Annotated in this window: 20 protein-coding genes and 1 riboswitch; of the genes, 1 reads left to right on the top strand and 19 read right to left on the bottom strand. The window is 42.3% G+C overall.

Features of this window, described 5'->3' with window-relative positions; all coding sequences use genetic code 11:
• Positions 1 to 5: 5 nt before the first annotated feature.
• The 5 genes from thiD to HNR41_RS10020 all read right to left on the bottom strand — a co-directional run bounded on the left by thiD (position 6) and on the right by HNR41_RS10020 (position 5,407).
• A complete protein-coding gene (gene thiD, locus HNR41_RS10040) occupies positions 6 to 800 on the bottom strand; it encodes a bifunctional hydroxymethylpyrimidine kinase/phosphomethylpyrimidine kinase (RefSeq protein ID WP_184284262.1) in 795 nt (264 codons plus the stop codon).
• 68 nt (positions 801 to 868) lie between these two features.
• Positions 869 to 968: riboswitch (TPP riboswitch) on the bottom strand.
• Positions 969 to 1,012: 44 nt separating this feature from the next.
• Entirely contained in the window at positions 1,013 to 2,578 is a 1,566-nt protein-coding gene (locus tag HNR41_RS10035; RefSeq protein ID WP_184284261.1) for an ABC transporter permease, read from the bottom strand.
• The gene (locus HNR41_RS10030) at positions 2,575 to 3,450 is read right to left on the bottom strand and encodes an ABC transporter ATP-binding protein (protein WP_184284259.1); all 876 of its coding nucleotides are present in this window, start codon (positions 3,448 to 3,450) and stop codon (positions 2,575 to 2,577) included. Before HNR41_RS10030 ends, HNR41_RS10035 begins: the two co-directional genes overlap by 4 nt.
• 99 nt (positions 3,451 to 3,549) lie before the next feature.
• The gene (locus HNR41_RS11515) at positions 3,550 to 4,392 is read right to left on the bottom strand and encodes a transglycosylase family protein (RefSeq protein WP_184284257.1); all 843 of its coding nucleotides are present in this window, start codon (positions 4,390 to 4,392) and stop codon (positions 3,550 to 3,552) included.
• A 457-nt stretch (positions 4,393 to 4,849) separates the two neighbouring features.
• Complete coding sequence (locus tag HNR41_RS10020; protein WP_184284255.1) at positions 4,850 to 5,407, bottom strand: single-stranded DNA-binding protein; 558 nt, start codon at positions 5,405 to 5,407, stop codon at positions 4,850 to 4,852.
• Positions 5,408 to 5,602: 195 nt separating this feature from the next.
• Here HNR41_RS10020 and HNR41_RS10015 point away from each other — a divergent pair, with 195 nt between their 5' ends.
• A complete protein-coding gene (locus HNR41_RS10015; protein WP_184284253.1) occupies positions 5,603 to 6,034 on the top strand; it encodes a YwpF family protein in 432 nt (143 codons plus the stop codon).
• Positions 6,035 to 6,074: 40 nt separating this feature from the next.
• On the opposite strand, the gene fabZ is transcribed toward HNR41_RS10015, so the two are convergent.
• The 14 genes from fabZ to wecB all read right to left on the bottom strand — a co-directional run bounded on the left by fabZ (position 6,075) and on the right by wecB (position 16,452).
• Positions 6,075 to 6,515, bottom strand: a complete 441-nt coding sequence (gene fabZ / locus HNR41_RS10010) for a 3-hydroxyacyl-ACP dehydratase FabZ (RefSeq protein WP_184284251.1) — start codon at positions 6,513 to 6,515, stop codon at positions 6,075 to 6,077.
• A gap of 8 nt (positions 6,516 to 6,523) precedes the next feature.
• Complete coding sequence (locus HNR41_RS10005) at positions 6,524 to 6,712, bottom strand: DNA-directed RNA polymerase subunit beta (protein ID WP_026859246.1); 189 nt, start codon at positions 6,710 to 6,712, stop codon at positions 6,524 to 6,526.
• A gap of 12 nt (positions 6,713 to 6,724) precedes the next feature.
• Positions 6,725 to 8,017 (bottom strand): UDP-N-acetylglucosamine 1-carboxyvinyltransferase, encoded by a 1,293-nt coding sequence (murA, locus tag HNR41_RS10000; protein WP_184284248.1) that lies wholly within the window; start codon positions 8,015 to 8,017, stop codon positions 6,725 to 6,727.
• A gap of 70 nt (positions 8,018 to 8,087) precedes the next feature.
• Positions 8,088 to 8,318 carry a DUF1146 family protein gene (locus HNR41_RS09995; RefSeq protein WP_184284246.1) on the bottom strand — a complete coding sequence of 77 codons (231 nt, stop codon included), beginning with the start codon at positions 8,316 to 8,318 and terminating at the stop codon, positions 8,088 to 8,090.
• Between the two features lie 56 nt (positions 8,319 to 8,374).
• Entirely contained in the window at positions 8,375 to 8,779 is a 405-nt protein-coding gene (locus tag HNR41_RS09990) for a F0F1 ATP synthase subunit epsilon (protein WP_184284244.1), read from the bottom strand.
• Positions 8,780 to 8,795: 16 nt separating this feature from the next.
• The gene (gene atpD, locus HNR41_RS09985; protein ID WP_184284242.1) at positions 8,796 to 10,211 is read right to left on the bottom strand and encodes a F0F1 ATP synthase subunit beta; all 1,416 of its coding nucleotides are present in this window, start codon (positions 10,209 to 10,211) and stop codon (positions 8,796 to 8,798) included.
• Between the two features lie 21 nt (positions 10,212 to 10,232).
• Complete coding sequence (gene atpG / locus HNR41_RS09980) at positions 10,233 to 11,108, bottom strand: ATP synthase F1 subunit gamma (protein WP_184284239.1); 876 nt, start codon at positions 11,106 to 11,108, stop codon at positions 10,233 to 10,235.
• Positions 11,109 to 11,138: 30 nt separating this feature from the next.
• Complete coding sequence (gene atpA, locus HNR41_RS09975; RefSeq protein WP_184284236.1) at positions 11,139 to 12,647, bottom strand: F0F1 ATP synthase subunit alpha; 1,509 nt, start codon at positions 12,645 to 12,647, stop codon at positions 11,139 to 11,141.
• A gap of 15 nt (positions 12,648 to 12,662) precedes the next feature.
• Positions 12,663 to 13,205: a F0F1 ATP synthase subunit delta gene (locus tag HNR41_RS09970; protein ID WP_184284234.1), complete on the bottom strand. Its 543-nt coding sequence runs from the start codon at positions 13,203 to 13,205 to the stop codon at positions 12,663 to 12,665.
• Positions 13,205 to 13,723 (bottom strand): F0F1 ATP synthase subunit B, encoded by a 519-nt coding sequence (locus HNR41_RS09965; RefSeq protein ID WP_184284231.1) that lies wholly within the window; start codon positions 13,721 to 13,723, stop codon positions 13,205 to 13,207. The genes HNR41_RS09970 and HNR41_RS09965 overlap by 1 nt, the downstream gene beginning before the upstream one ends.
• A 99-nt stretch (positions 13,724 to 13,822) precedes the next feature.
• Complete coding sequence (gene atpE / locus HNR41_RS09960; RefSeq protein WP_026859255.1) at positions 13,823 to 14,038, bottom strand: F0F1 ATP synthase subunit C; 216 nt, start codon at positions 14,036 to 14,038, stop codon at positions 13,823 to 13,825.
• A gap of 47 nt (positions 14,039 to 14,085) precedes the next feature.
• Positions 14,086 to 14,820 carry a F0F1 ATP synthase subunit A gene (atpB, locus tag HNR41_RS09955; RefSeq protein ID WP_184284229.1) on the bottom strand — a complete coding sequence of 245 codons (735 nt, stop codon included), beginning with the start codon at positions 14,818 to 14,820 and terminating at the stop codon, positions 14,086 to 14,088.
• 4 nt (positions 14,821 to 14,824) lie between these two features.
• Positions 14,825 to 15,187 (bottom strand): ATP synthase subunit I, encoded by a 363-nt coding sequence (locus HNR41_RS09950; protein ID WP_221432919.1) that lies wholly within the window; start codon positions 15,185 to 15,187, stop codon positions 14,825 to 14,827.
• Positions 15,188 to 15,312: 125 nt separating this feature from the next.
• The gene (gene wecB, locus HNR41_RS09945; RefSeq protein ID WP_184284223.1) at positions 15,313 to 16,452 is read right to left on the bottom strand and encodes a non-hydrolyzing UDP-N-acetylglucosamine 2-epimerase; all 1,140 of its coding nucleotides are present in this window, start codon (positions 16,450 to 16,452) and stop codon (positions 15,313 to 15,315) included.
• Between the last annotated feature and the right edge of the window lie 3 nt (positions 16,453 to 16,455).

Genomic DNA, 16,455 nt, shown 5'->3' with positions numbered 1-16,455 from the left:
GTGAATCAGTCTCCTTTATAGCTGAAATGGTTTACCGGTCCGCTGCCTTTGCCGATACCGGGTGAATTTTGAATCGCATTCGTAATATACGCTTTACCTGTTTTAAACGCTTCTTCTGCCGTTCGTCCTTTTGCAAGCTCCGCAGTCAGCACCGCCGAGAAGGTACAGCCTGTGCCGTGCGTCTGATCCGTATCGATCCGTTTTGCCGACAGCGTTGAAATAGTGCTGCCGTCATATAAATAATCCGTTGCATCACCTTCCAGATGACCGCCTTTTATAATGACACTGTCTGCACCCATATCATCGACAAATATTTTCAGCGCTTTATGAATATCATCTTCGGTTTCAATCTTCATATTGGCAATACTCTCCGCTTCGTGAAGATTCGGCGTAACGATATGTGCCATCGGAATCAGCGTCTCAATCAGCGTCGACACCGAATTATCCGTCATCAGACGGTCTCCGCTCGTGGCAATCATTACCGGATCCATCACGTACGGAATATTGTACTTTCGAACGTATTCAGCAATCACCGTCATCATATCCGCTTCAGCAATCATGCCCGTCTTCATCGCATGCGGGACTTCATCTGAAAAAATACTGTTCAGTTCTTTATCGATAAAATCCGCCGGCACATTGTAAACATCCTGAACTCCTAAAGTGTTCTGCGCCGTCAGTGAAGTAACCGCAGCCATACCGTAAACGCCGCGCGAATGCATCGTTTTCAAATCCGCAAATACACCCGCGCCTCCCGTCGGATCAGTTCCCGCAACAGTTAAACCAATTGGTAATCCAGCCATTAATATGTCCCCCTGTAATTAAAAAACCCACTTCCGGCGAAGTGGGCAGAATGGTTTCAGAAAAATACCTGTCATCATCTTCACTTCCCTACGCCAGCATAACCTGGATCAGGTGAAAAGGGACAAGCATGCGCTATCTCAGCCTTATCGGCGCCCCCAGTGGATTTCTTATTCTTTTTAATAACATAAGCCTATCACATTTCATTCTGCTGTCAAAGCAGATTGCGGCGCTTAAATACTGCTGCACCGATCAGTGCCATAACAAAGCCGAGTACCGTAATAATAAGCACTGCCGGAATGTCCATACTTTCATGCGGCATCTCGCTTAAATAATGAAACGGACTGAGCATTAAATAAATATCATCGATATTTAATAGCACACCGAAGTAGTTCGCAAAAAACACATAGGTAACGTACAGCCATGCAGTAATATGAAATTTCTTCGAAATACCTGCAAACAGCGCCGATACTCCAACCGTAAAGACAATACCCGCACTGTAATTTACAGCCGACAGCAGGTAGTCGTTAACAGTAATACTCAAATCATCGACATTCATACTTGCCAGATACATGCCGAGTACTGTCAGCACAAATGCGGATACCGCTGCTGCAAGTCCGTACATATAATGAGTCGCAAACACTGTTCCGCGAGACAGTTTCCTGTTAAGTGTTCCTGAATTCATTACTTCCAGCCGTCCCGTTTTTTCTTCAGCAAGCATACGTCCGTTAATCATCAGAGCAGGCGCTGCAGATAACAATGCCGAAATAACAAACAGCATGCTGATAAAGAACTCAGCTGCGTTATTGCTGCCGAGCGCTTCACGGAGCATATCATTTTCCCCAATCAGACTCTCAAGGTCGCCGAATACGGATCCGTAAGACAAGCCGGCAATAAACAGACCAATCAGCCAGCTGATTATCAGCACTCTCATATTAATGAATGCGAGCTTAGGATAGCTGTTAATATTTCTCAAACGTTTTTCTTTACCTGTTTTTATATAACTGTCTCCAAGGTCACGTTTGATAAACAGCATATAGCTGAGTACGACAAGCAGTAAAATAACTATGAACGGCAGCAGCCATAATCCGTTATTCGCTCCGTACACTTCAATCCGCGACAGCCAGTGATACGGTGATGCTGCAGAATAAGCTGTATCTGCAACGTCAGTCACTGCACGGTATAAATAAAATACGAGCAGCAGCGAAAGCGAAACACCGAATGTCATATCTCCGCTGTCGAATAAATTACCGAGAACCATTGTCATAACGAAAAACAGAAGTCCGAACATCGCAAGTCCAAGCGCATAGTATAAGTTGCCAATCAGCGACAGCCCGTCGATATTATATAAACTTAAACCGCCGAATAATATAATAAAGACCAGCAGATTAATCACTGCACCGATCATCAGCTGAGAGGACACAATCGTCTTTTTGCCGATGCCTGCGCTGAGTACATATTCAGTGAGTCCCGTATCTTCAGCTTTCCGGGCGATGCCGTTAGCGATTAAAATACTAAAGAGACCGTGAAACAGCGCCATAAACAACAGCATCTGATGACCGAACATAACAGCAGTTGTATAATCTCCGTCAGGTACAGGACCAATCATTGCAGTCATTGCAGCATTATCGACTGTCATTTTCATGCCTTCCCGTTCTCCAGCCGTACTGTAGAGACCGTCAAACACCGGCGGCACAGCCAGTGACAGACCGCACAGTGCAATTATCCAAAGCGCTGATTTCAGCCTCAGATTTTTCATCAGCATTTTAAAATACATCATTCAGCACCTTCGTAATAGCGCATAAAAATATCTTCCAGCCGCGGCGGTGCAGTTGTTAAGTTTTTAAGGTTATACAGTTTTAAATACTTCAGAAATTCCGGCACCCTGTCATTATCAATAAACAGATGATAACCGTCATCCGACTCGGTAAATTCATGCACGAAGTCACGATGTTTTAAGGCGGTAATATCATCAGCCGTCTCGATAATATATTCCATCCGGGTAATATGGCGCAGTTCTTTTAAGCTGCCGGATTCAATAATTTTACCGTCACGTATAATCGCAATCCGGTCAGCGAGCTTTTCCACTTCCGACAGAATATGGCTCGACAGCAGAATGGTCTTTCCTGCCTCTTTTGCTTTTATTACTTCCTCGTGAAAGACTCGTTCCATCAGCGGATCCAGTCCTGTTGTCGGCTCGTCAAATATTAAAAGCTCCGCATCGCTTAGAAATGCACTGATCAGTGCCACTTTCTGCCTGTTCCCTTTTGAATACGTCTTACATTTTTTTCTGCCGTCCAGCTTGAACTTTTCAATGAGACGCAGCTTTTCATCGGTATTTTTAAACTTTCGAGTTTTCATCATAAAGTTGATAACTTCTTCACCTGTCAGATTGCCCCACAGATTAACATCCCCCGGGACATAGGCAATATTTTCAATATACTTTTTATCTTTCTTTATATTGCCGCCTGCATATTCTATTTCTCCATGCGTCGGCTTCAGCGCGCCGATAATCATCCGTATCGTCGTCGATTTTCCTGCACCGTTCGGGCCGATAAAACCAAATACTTCTCCCTTGTTCAAGGCAAAGGAAATATTCTCTGCAGCACGCACTTTCCCAAAATATTTTGTGACATTTTTAAGTTCCAGCATTTTATGACCCCTCCCTGTTATCACTTTAATTTTACCATATCCGTTTCAACACAAAAAAGGCCGGGACTTTTGTCCCGGCCTTCGAAAATTATATTGATATTACAGTCTTGCACCACATACAGGCCATGGTGATGAACCTCTTGAATCATAAAGCTTTTGTGCTCTTTGAGTCTGTTCAGCTGCTGATGCATTAGATGCTACACCAGATCCGCCTACTGACTGCCAAGTTTGAGCATCAAACTGGTAAAGACCGTGGTATAAACCGTTTGAACTTACAACGCTTGGGTTGCCGCCTGATTCACATGCTGCTAAAGCACCCCAGTTTAAACCGCTGTTAGTGTTCGAGCTTGTGCTCACGTTTTGTGCCTGCTGCTGCTGAACCGGCTGTTGTGCAGGTTCCTGTTTAACTGGTTCCTGAGCTGGAGTTTGTGCAGGCTCTTCGTATGTTTCTTCTGTTTCTTCCTGAGCTGGAGCTTGTGCAGTTTCTGTTTCAGTTTCTACAGCCGGAGCTTCTTCTACCGGAGTTGCCGCTTTAACTGCATCACCTGAAACGATTAGTTCTTTACCTGCAAAGATAATATCTGATGATAAGTTGTTCCACTCTTTAAGGTCTGCAACTGTTACATCAAATTCTACTGCGATTTCAAATAATGTATCGCCTGCTTCGATTGTATAAACTTTAGTTTCTTCTTTTTTGTCTTCTTTATCTTCTTTAACTTCTTCTTTTTCTTCCTTCTCGCCGATTTCAATAATCTGACCCGGAACGATAACATCAGAAGTTAATTTGTTTTCTTTTTTAATAGATTCGATAGTTACGTTATTTTCTTCAGCAAGAGTCCAAAGTGAGTCTCCTGATTCTACTGTATGAGATGCTGCCTCTGCACTGTACGCAATTGTTGTTGACACAGCAACTGCTGCACCTAAAGCTAAAACTTTCTTCATAATTGAAATTCCTCCAAAAATAATTTACTTATATAATGTATTTTACGACTGATTAAGTCGTCGCGTTTGTTATCACTGTTTCACATTATAGACGATAATTACTTTTCATAGGTTACAGCAATATAAAAAGAGTGCCCTTACTTTACAAGTTTGTTACAAACTCATTTCTAAATGACGCGATATATTACACAGCGCTTAATTCATGTATGATACAGTTTCCGGGAGCTTCCATATTTTTTATAAAAACATGGCTGTACCGTACTTTATAAAGAATCTGTAAAGATAGTTTGATGATACAGACTAGTCTGTCATTCGTAACATAAAAACAACTGCTGTAAAAAAACTGTTTTTTAAAATATTAAAAAGCATACCGATAAACCGCAGCTGGTCATCAGTATGCTAATGTGTGTGAGAATGAATGGGTGCAGAGCACAGTTCAAGAGGGTAATCTTATCTGTCAGGCTAAAACTTTTTCCTTATTGTCGTCAGAAGCAGTTTTGTCTTTCGTGCCGCCAGAGTCTTTTTCATCAACGAGATTTGAAATGATTTCAATATGCTTTTCTTTTTCGGTTTTCGGTTCTGACTGTTCCTGGCTGAGTGTATGTACATACTTCTCGCCAAGCGATTCATTAATATTATAATGATGTACTGCCTGTTCAATTAAGCGGGACGGATTTGATATATCAGTGCGTTCACGGATCTTATCCGGTACATGTTTTATGCTCTCTGCCCATATTTCCATGCGGTATTCCCTTGAGCCGTCTTTTTTCGTAAAAGATGTAGTTGCGAGCTGGCCGCTGACACATAAAATGTCACCGTTCTTCGCTTCGTCAAGCACACCCGGGATACTTTTACCGAACGCCTTGCAGTACAGGAAATGCACTTCCTTATCACGCCGCGTATCTTTCGGCACGCGGACTGTCGCTATGATAAATGCATTGACACTTCCCTGCGCATTTTTTGCAATCACATTATTACTGACCAGTTCGCCGACAAGCAATACTTTGTTCATCATTCAATATCACCCCCTTCCTGATTACAATGTAATCCCTGAATAAATTTTCTGCAAAAGACAATAATTTCATTTCAGGGTGATATATAATACAATAATGGGAAATACATAATTAAAAATTAACACTTTTTTAAATACCGGGGATTTTCATCTGCAAATAATTTAATTTTGTACTTTGTTAAAAAGGAGCAGGCAACTATGAAATCGTTTAAAGTAATTGATATGAAAATTATTCAGGAACAGAACTTTATCGTGCCGGAAGTAAAAGACGGAGTTATTATTAATATGGAGCATGGTGACAATCCGTGGATTATTGAAATAGTAACAGACGGGGATCTTGCTTCCATTTTAGAAAAGCTGAAAGGCAGTCTGCTTGAAATGATGGTGACGATTACACGTCCGTCAAACGCACCTGCCAAGTTTTCAGCTGAACTGATGGATATCAATCAGATGGATGATATGATTTCTGTCGTCTTTAAAGGTTCTATTATCATGCAGGGACCGAACTACGCAGAAGAGCTGCTTGAGTTCCTTGTTAAAGAGGGTTACGAAGGCACGGCACTGATCAATGAGTTCAATTCGCGCATGGAGTCAAAAGATGACTTTAGAAAAGAAGATAAAACAGAATAGAAAAAAGCTGTAAATCAAATTATGATTTACAGCTTTTTTATTACTCACCTGTTTTAATATCTGAAATTGCAAATGTAATTTCGCACTGGCATGCAACCTGTCCATCGACAGTTGCAACTGCCCAGCCTTTACCGATTGGTCCGCGGAGTTTAGTAATCTCCACTGAAAGTTCCAGTGTGTCACCCGGTGTTACCTGTTTTTTGAACCGGCATTTATCAATGCCTGCAAAAAACGCGAGTTTCCCTTTAAATTCTTCCTGCTGCAGCAATGCAACAGCACCTACCTGCGCAAGTGATTCCACTATCAGTACTCCAGGCATAACAGCATAGTCCGGGAAATGCCCTTCAAAGAAAGGTTCGTTTCCGGATACCTGTTTGATACCTTTACAACTTTTGCCCGGTTCTACTTCTGTAATTCTGTCAATAAGTAAGAACGGCGGACGGTGTGGTATTATTGCTTTAATCTGATCATATGTCAGCATGTCTGTCGTCAACCCCTGGTTAAGTTAATGATATGTTCCCACGTTTCAATACGGAAAACCCCAAAAGGATTATCCAGTATGCCGAAGCCAATCATCAATCCTAAAAAGACAAGGACGATTGCAACGTAGAAAAACAATAGAATTCTAACTAACAATGGGAATCTACGGTGAACGATTTTCTGTTGTTGTTCTGCCATAGTATTACCCCTTTACTTTGATGTCACCAAATGCTTATCAGACGCACTGTCGTTCACGCGTTCAATATCAGCACCAAGTGCTTTCAGTTTTTCATGGAACCGGACATATCCGCGGTCCAGATGCTGAAGTTCAGTTACAGTAGTATAACCTTCTGCTGCAAGACCTGCAAGCACAAGTGCTGCACCCGCGCGTAAATCCGATGCACGGACTGTTGCTCCGTACAGCTGACTGCCGCCGCGAATAACTGCATGATTATCTTCAAGTGAAATATTTGCATTCATCGCTGAAAATTCTCTGACGTGCATAAAACGGTTTTCAAAAATTGTTTCAGTAACAATACTCGTACCTTCAATAGTCGTTAACAGTGCCATCATCTGACTCTGCATATCTGTCGGGAATCCCGGGTGAGGCATAGTTTTAAGATCTGTCGGCTTATATTCTTCCGACGGAATAACTCTCACATCGTTGCCTTCCTCGACAAAACGGACTCCGACTTCTTCAAGCTTTGATACTACCGCCGACAAATGCTCAATTACAACGTTCTTTAACAGTATTTCACTGCGTGTAATCGCACCGGCAATCATAAATGTGCCTGCTTCAATACGGTCCGGTATAACGTCGTGTTCTGCACCGTGCAGTTTTTCAACACCGACAATCTTAACATGTCCCGTACCTGCTCCGATAACGCGTCCGCCCATTGAGTTAATATAGTTTGCAAGATCCGTAATTTCAGGTTCCATCGCAGCATTTTCAATGTGCGTTGTACCTTCGGCAAGACTCGCTGCCATCATTAAGTTTTGAGTTGCTCCGACACTCGGGAAATCCATATGAATTTTTGCTCCCTGAAGACGTCCTTCAACCTTACCTTCTATATAGCCTGCTGCCTGCTCGAATGAAGCGCCCATTTTTTCAAGACCTTTGATGTGCTGTTCAATAGGACGTGATCCGATTGCACAACCTCCCGGCATAGCAATATTACAATAGCCGTAACGGCTTAATAACGGTCCCATGACAAGCATGCTTGCACGCATTTTACTGACTAATTCATAAGGTGCGACACAATTCAGTTCTCCGCTCGCATCGATAACAACACTATTTTTTTCTGCCGATGCTTCTGCACCGAGTGTAGTAATTAATTTTGTTAATGTATTTACATCTGATAATTCGGGTACATTTTTAATTATTGATTGTCCTTCGCCAGCCAGCAGCGAAGCTGCCAATATTGGCAATACTGCATTTTTGGCTCCTTCAATTTCTACAGAACCCGACAGCTTTCGGCCGCCTTTAACAATAATCTTTTCCATCTTCTCACTCCATATTTCTCTATACCATTCATTACAATAATACGGTGTTTCATCGTCACTTGTAAAGCAATTAGCTGAACAGAAGAGATGCTTCCTGAGTATATCTGAAGATGTCCATGATAAAGTTGCTCATCGCTGTACCGAGAAGGATACTGAGCAGGATAAGCGTCAGCCGGATTTTACCGGCTTCACCTTTATTAAATAAACTTTCCAACCTTATTCCTTTTAATACCCAGAAGGCCAGTGAGATACACAAAATATGAAGAATAATGTGCATTAGTGCGAATTGGGAAAAACCCATGAGAATTCCTCCTTTCGATAAAAAAAAGACTGGAGAATCCAGTCTTTTAGTTTGAATTAATATTTAGATACTTCTAAACGGTTAACCGCACGCTGTAAAGCAAGTTCCGCACGATACGTATCGACGCGCTCATCCTGCGACTGCTGAAGCAGACTTTCTGCTCTCGCTCTCGCAGCTTCTGCACGTTCCGAGTCTATATCTTTTGAAAACTCTGCAGCCTGCACCAGTACTGTAATTTGTTCAGGTCTGATTTCTGCAAACCCTTCAGTAACAGCCAGGTATTCAAATTTACCGTTTATTTTAACACGAAGGACACCTATTTTAAGCGGTGTTACAGTCGGAATATGACCGGCCATTACACCAAGCTCACCCTGCTTCGTTTGAAGAATAGCGATTTCGCAATCATCTTCATGAAAAACAGAACCGTTAGGAGTAACTACATCAAGTGCAATTGTTGCCATGTTTTACCCTCCCGTTTTAGACTTCTACACCTTGCTGACGCGCTTTTTCAAGAGCATCTTCGATGCCGCCAACAAGACGGAAAGCATCTTCAGGTATGTGGTCATACTTACCTTCTAAAATAGCTTTAAAGTCCTGAACTGTTTCTTTAACAGGTACGTAAGAACCTTTTTGACCTGTGAACTGTTCTGCTACGTGGAAGTTCTGACTCAGGAAGAACTGAATGCGGCGTGCACGTCCAACTGTGTTCTTATCTTCTTCAGAAAGTTCATCCATACCAAGAATTGCAATAATATCCTGCAGCTCACGGTATTTTTGAAGTGTAGACTGAACATCTCTCGCTACTTTGTAGTGTTCTTCGCCGACAATTGCCGGTGAAAGTGCACGTGAAGTAGATGCAAGAGGGTCAACAGCCGGGTAAATACCCATCTCTGAAAGTTTACGTTCTAAGTTAGTCGTTGCATCTAAGTGTGCGAACGTCTGAGCCGGAGCCGGGTCAGTATAGTCATCGGCAGGTACGAATACAGCCTGGATTGACGTTACTGAACCAACATTAGTTGACGTAATTCTTTCTTGTAACTGACCCATTTCAGTAGCAAGTGTAGGCTGGTAACCTACCGCTGAAGGCATACGTCCTAAGAGCGCTGATACTTCAGAACCTGCTTGAGTGAAACGGAAAATGTTATCGATAAACAGAAGTACATCCTGACCTTGTTCGTCACGGAAATATTCTGCCATTGTTAATCCTGAAAGAGCTACACGCATACGCGCACCAGGCGGTTCGTTCATCTGACCGAAAACCATTGCAGTTTTCGCGATAACACCTGAGTCTTTCATTTCGTAGTAAAGGTCGTTACCTTCACGTGTACGTTCACCAACACCGGCGAATACCGAAATACCACCGTGTTCCTGTGCAACGTTGTTAATAAGTTCCTGGATAAGAACTGTTTTCCCTACGCCGGCACCACCGAAGAGTCCAACTTTACCACCTTTAGTATAAGGTGCAAGAAGGTCTACTACTTTAATACCTGTTTCAAGAATTTCAGTTGAAGTTGACAGTTCGTCAAACTTCGGCGCTAAACGGTGAATTGGATCACGACGTTCAGAAGCCGGGATTGGATCGTCTAAGTCGATGTGTTCACCTAATACGTTGAATACACGACCAAGTGTCACTTCTCCTACCGGTACTGTAATTGGAGAACCTGAGTTCTCAACTTCAGCACCACGGCGTAAGCCGTCAGTAGAACTCATTGCAATCGTTCTGACTATGTTATCGCCGCGGTGTAACGCAACTTCAAGTGTCAGAGAGATTGGCTCTGAATTAGCATTGTCAATTTTAACTACAAGTGCGTTATTAATTTCAGGTAATTCACCTTCGTTAAAGCGCACGTCAACTACAGGTCCCATTACTTGGACTACTTGACCTAAAGCCATTTAATTTCCTCCTAATCTCAATTATTCTAGTGCAGCTGCGCCACCGACGATTTCTGTAATCTCCTGTGTAATCGCCGCTTGTCTTAAGCGGTTATACTGAAGCTGAAGTTCGCCAACAAGCTCTGTCGCATTATCAGTTGCTGCCTTCATAGCTGTCATACGTGCTGCATGCTCACTCGCTTTCGCGTCAAGCAGTGCGCCGTAAATTAAACTTTCGGCATACTGAGGTAAAATTGTTTCTAGAATAGTTTCTTTATCCGGTTCAAACTCATAACCTGCAAGTGCAGAATCAGCCTGTTCCGTCTGAATATCAGTTTCTGTTAGTGGTAATACTTTTCTGACTGTTACCTGCTGCTCTAAAATATTTACAAACTTGTTATAAATAATGTAAAGCTCATCGATATCTTCGTTAATAAATCCGTTAACCGACTGTGCAGCGATTTCTTTTACGCTGGCAAAATCAGGCTGATCCGGTATTCCAAGACGATGATTTGTAACATGGAAGCCACGCCCTGTTAAAGTTTCATAGCCAATTTTTCCGAGGACGAATAAATCATATGAATCGGGATTGTTATCATGACGTTTGTCAGCTTCTTCAGTGATAGCTTTAACGACGTTGTTATTATAAGGACCAGCTTTACCTGTGTCACTTGAAATTATGATATAGCCCGTTCTCTTAATTGGTCTCTCTTCTAACATAGGGTGTGAGCTTTCAGTATCACCGGCTGCAATCGCTCTGACTGTTTCCTGGATTTTATCCATGTACGGCTGGAACTTTTTTGAATTCTGTTCAGCTCTGGACAGTTTCGAGTTGGCAACCATATGCATTGCGCTTGTCAATTGACTCATCTTTTTAGTTGAGCCTATACGACCTTTTATTTCTCTGAGTGAAACCATGAATTCACCACCTTAGTAATTACTTACTTCTTAGTTAGAAGGGTTGAAAAGCTTTTTAAAGCTGCTGATTGCTTTATCGTATGCGTCGCTGTCAGGAAGCTGTTTAGTCTGGCGGATAGAGTCTAATAACGCAGCGTCATTAGCTTCAAGCCAGCTGAGGAATTCTGCTTCGAAACGGGTAACGTCTTCAACTGGAACGTCGTCCAGATAGCCGTTAACAAGTGCGAATAAAATAACAACTTGTTTTTCTACTTTAAGTGGCGCGTTTTCAGGCTGCTTAAGTACTTCAACTGTACGCGCACCGCGGTCAAGTTTAGCTTTTGTAGCCTCGTCAAGGTCTGAACCGAACTGAGCAAATGCTTCAAGTTCACGGTATGCAGCAAGGTCTAAACGAAGTGTCCCTGCTACTTTCTTCATAGCCTTGATTTGTGCTGAACCACCTACACGCGATACTGAAAGACCAGCGTTAATTGCCGGGCGTACACCTGAGTGGAATAAGTCTGACTGCAGGAAGATCTGACCGTCAGTAATAGAGATAACGTTCGTTGGAACGAAAGCACTGATGTCCCCTGCCTGAGTTTCGATGAATGGCAACGCAGTAATTGAACCGCCGCCTAAGTCATCGTTTAATTTCGCAGCACGCTCAAGAAGACGGCTGTGAAGGTAGAATACGTCACCCGGGAATGCTTCACGGCCCGGCGGACGGCGTAATAGTAATGATAATTCACGATAAGCCGCAGCTTGTTTCGTTAAATCATCATATACGATTAGAACGTGTTTGCCGTTGAACATGAATTCTTCGGCCATAGATACACCGGCATACGGTGAGATATATAATAGTGGAGCCGGATCAGCTGCACCTGCAGTAACTACGATTGTGTAGTCAAGCGCACCGTTTTTACGTAAAGTTTCAACAGTAGCACGTACCGTTGATTCTTTTTGTCCAATCGCTACGTATACACAAATCATATCCTGATCTTTTTGGTTTAAAATTGTATCGATCGCAATTGTCGTTTTACCAGTCTGACGGTCACCGATGATTAACTCACGCTGTCCGCGGCCGATTGGTACTAACGCATCAATTGCTTTGATTCCTGTTTGAAGGGGCTCATCAACACTCTTACGATCCATAACTCCAGTCGCAGGACTTTCGATAGGACGTGTTTTAGTTGTATTGATAGGACCTTTACCGTCGATCGGCTGACCGAGCGGGTTTACTACACGGCCGATAAGTTCTTCACCAACCGGTACTTCCATGATACGGCCGGTACGTTTAACTTCGTCGCCTTCTTTAATATCGTCACTTGGTCCAAGTATTACGATACCAACATTATTTTCTTCAAGGTTTTGAGCAAGACCAAGTACACCACTTGGGAACTCAATTAACTCTCCCGCCATCGCATCGTTTAAACCATGAGCAAGTGCAATTCCGTCACCCACCTGGATAACAGTACCTACGTCGGTAACCTGCATATCCTTGTCATAATTTTCGATCTGGCTTCTTAAGAGAGCACTTATTTCGTCAGCTTTGATTGCCATGAAAATGTCACTCCTTTAGCTATTCGTATGTTCTTTAAAATTGTTTCTGATTCCGTCAAGCTGATTTCTGACAGAACCGTCGTAAACTTTCGAACCTAACAGCACGCGTACGCCGCCGATAAGTTCTTCATTTATTGTGTTAGTAATAAGCAGTTTTTCATAACCTGTTTTATCGATAAAGATCTGACCGAGCTGATCCAGCTCTTCAGCAGATAATTTGTAAACCGATTCTACAGTTACACGTGCCTGGTTGTGAGCTTCATCATACAATGATAAGAACTCTTCATATATTTCTCCGAGTAACGACATGTGCTTTTTATCCGACAGGATGCGCAGCAGATTTAACAGAAGTCTGTCGCTTTCACCGAAAGCTGCTTCCACAGCTGCAGTTCTTTTATCACGGGTAATCTTAGGGTTATCCATGAAGTCGATAAAGTTCTCTACTGAAGCTGCTGCTTCAGTTACTTCAAAGAAATCATTTTTAACGCTTTCAAGACTGTCGTGTTTAACTGCAACTTCGTACAGTGCGCCGGCGTATTTCTGACTTATATTAGCCATTACTTATCGCCTGCTTCCTGTAAGTAGTTCGCAACAAGGTTTTTCTGGTCTTCAGAGTTTAGTTCCTTGCGGATCATCTTCTCTGCAATCAGTACTGACAGCTCAGCAACCTGATCGTTTATATCACGGATAGCTTTTTCTTTTTCTCTTTCAATATCCGCCTGCGCTTCAGTAATCATTTGAGTAGAACGGTTATGAGCATCATTGATGATAGACTCTTGTTCTTTCTTCGCCTGACTCTTAGCGTTTTCCATAAGTTCAGAGATTTCAGCCTGCGTAGATTTCAGCAGTGTTTCGTTCTCTTCTTTTAAGCGTTCAGCTTCTAATTTTCTGTTCTCAGCAAAATCAATATCATCATGGATTAGTTGTTCACGGTCATCCATAACTTTCTTAACTGGTTTCCACACATAGTATGACAATACTGCAAGCAGCGTCAGGAAACTCGCAAGAAGAACGAGCGATGTTCCTACAGCCGTACCCATCGTTTCACCAGCAGCACCTAAAATTAATAGTTCCACCTATGTACACTCCTTTCAAAAAAGTCTCTAACTCTCGTAGTTATTTACATAATAAGATGGCGAAATCTTTAAATAAGACTTCGCCTTATATAACGACTCTTAGAACGTGAACATAAGCAGGAACGCGATAACGATAGCCATAATAGGAACGGCCTCAACTACACCAATACCGATAAACATAATAGTTTGTAACGGTCCGCGTGATTCCGGCTGACGAGCTACACCTTCAACTGTTTTCGAAACAACCATACCAATACCAAAAGATGCGCCAAGTGCCGCTAATCCTGCTGCAATACCAGCTGCTAGTAAATTCATAAAATATTTCCTCCTAGAAAATTGTATATTATTATTTTTTTATTATATTAATGATCATCGCTCACCTTATGTGATAGATAAACCATTGATAACATTACGAATATAAATGCCTGAATCGCACCTATAAATACTTTAAATCCTTGCCATACCATCATAGGAATAAATCCTAGTGCGCCGAGAATCGTACCGCCTGTTACTAATCCAAGGAGTAGCATCAGAAGTATCTCACCGGCATAAACGTTACCGTAAAGACGTAACCCAAGCGTTAAGTTATATGTAAATTCTTCGATGAATTTAATCGGTGCCAGCCACCACATAGGCGTAACGTATTGTTTCAAGTAACCGCGCATGCCCTGCATTTTCACACCGTAATAGTGTGTCAGTACAATCATCATACCCGCCAGTGTAAGCGTTACGACCGGGTCAGCTGTAGGTGATTTCACCCACAATGTATGATCCGCATCAGGTGCTACGAATGACAGCGGTATACCGATAAGGTTGCCGATTAAAATGAATAAAAACAATGTCAGCGCTAAAAAGTGGAACTGTGCGCCCTCTTTCCAAGCCATGTTGCTCTTGATGATTCCTTTTACGAAGTTCATTAACGCCTCAACAAGTACCTGACCTTTACCGGTCGGACGTACTGCGAGTTTTCTCGTCATGAAGAACAGCGTAAAGAAAATCAGCAGACAAGTGATGATAATCATCATTGAAGTTGCAAGTTCGAATACTATTGGTATTCCGAACAAATCAAACGACCACGTTGGAATTCCATGTTCCATTTCTTCACCTCTTCCGTTTAAAAAGTTCCGATGCTGCGCGCCAGAAAATCAGCGCATAAGTGAGTAGCAGTCCGCATAAAATACCGATGATATTTACAGCTTCCGGAAACCTCACCCATATTAAACAGGCTGCCGTGACGATAAGCATTCTCGTCAGCGTCCCTGTCTTAACTTTCCCGTCATCACTGAGCTGTGCAGTTCTTAAATTGTAGTACCAATTATAAGACAGCAGCATCGAACCGACGATGCCGATGCACAGTCCTGCAAAGAAAGGCAAAGAAGTAAATATATAAGCAATAATACTTATTACTAAAAGTATTATTAAATATTTCATAAAGTTTTTAAAATAACCTTTAAATATTTTCACTGTCTTTGACGACTCCCCGGGTAATGTAACACGTTGTGAAAACAATTACATACTCTAATGATTTTATAGGAGCGCAATTTTTGTGTCAACAAAATATGGAAATATTAACAACATGTTCACAATTACTAATCATTTACTGAAAAACTAATAGGTTTTTCTTTAGTTATTCCATAATAATACTTTATGTTCTCACAAATTCTGCGTGACGCTTCACCATCACCGTACGGATTTTGTGTTTGTGACATCTTATTGTACAGCTCTTCATCCGTAAGCAGTTCTTTAGTCATGTTGTAGATGTTTTCCTGTTCTACACCTGCAAGCTTAAGCGTACCGGCTGCAACACCTTCAGGACGTTCAGTTGTATCGCGCAGTACAAGCACCGGCTTGCCGAGTGACGGGGCTTCTTCCTGTACGCCGCCCGAGTCAGTTAAGATAAGATGGCTTCTTGCTGCAAAGTTATGGAAGTCAAGCACATCAAGCGGCTCGATAAGTTCCACACGGTCGTGGTTTCCTAAATATTCCTGTGCAATTTCACGTACTTTAGGGTTTTTGTGCATCGGGTAAACAACTGTTACATCTTCAAACTCGTCAACAATCTGGCGGACTGCACCGAAAATGTTGTGCATCGGCTGACCGATGTTTTCGCGTCTGTGCGCTGTTAACAGAACAACTTTGTTGTCTTTATGTTTCTCGATGATATCGCTGTGATAATTTTCATCAACAGTAGTTGCAAGTGCATCGATTGCAGTGTTACCTGTAACTGAAATTTTTGAATCATCTTTAGCTTCGTTCAGCAGGTTTTGACGCGCATCTTCTGTTGGTGAAAAATGAAGATCCGCTAAAACACCTGTCATCTGACGGTTAGCTTCTTCAGGGAAGGGTGAGTATTTGTTATGAGTGCGGAGACCCGCTTCAACGTGGCCGATATCCACTTCATTGTAAAACGCAGCAAGTGAACCTGCGAATGTTGTCGTTGTATCACCGTGCACTAAAATCATATCCGGTTTTACTTCTTTAATAACTGATTCGAGACCATTGATTACACGTCCTGTAACTTCTGACAGTGTCTGTCCCGCTTTCATAATATTCAAGTCGTAATCAGGTGTAATATCGAACGTTGTCAGGACCTGGTCAAGCATTTCTCTGTGCTGTGCAGTAACTACTACAACCGGTTCAATATCTTCATCTTTTTTCATTTCGAGTACAAGCGGAGCCATTTTAATAGCCTCAGGTCGCGTACCGAAAATCGCCATAATTTTTTTCATAAC

The sequence above is a fragment of the Jeotgalicoccus coquinae genome, from assembly GCF_014207425.1.
GTDB classification, from domain to species: domain Bacteria; phylum Bacillota; class Bacilli; order Staphylococcales; family Salinicoccaceae; genus Jeotgalicoccus; species Jeotgalicoccus coquinae.
Note: the sequence above shows the minus strand (reverse complement) of the source record. Positions and strands in the feature narration are given on the sequence as shown.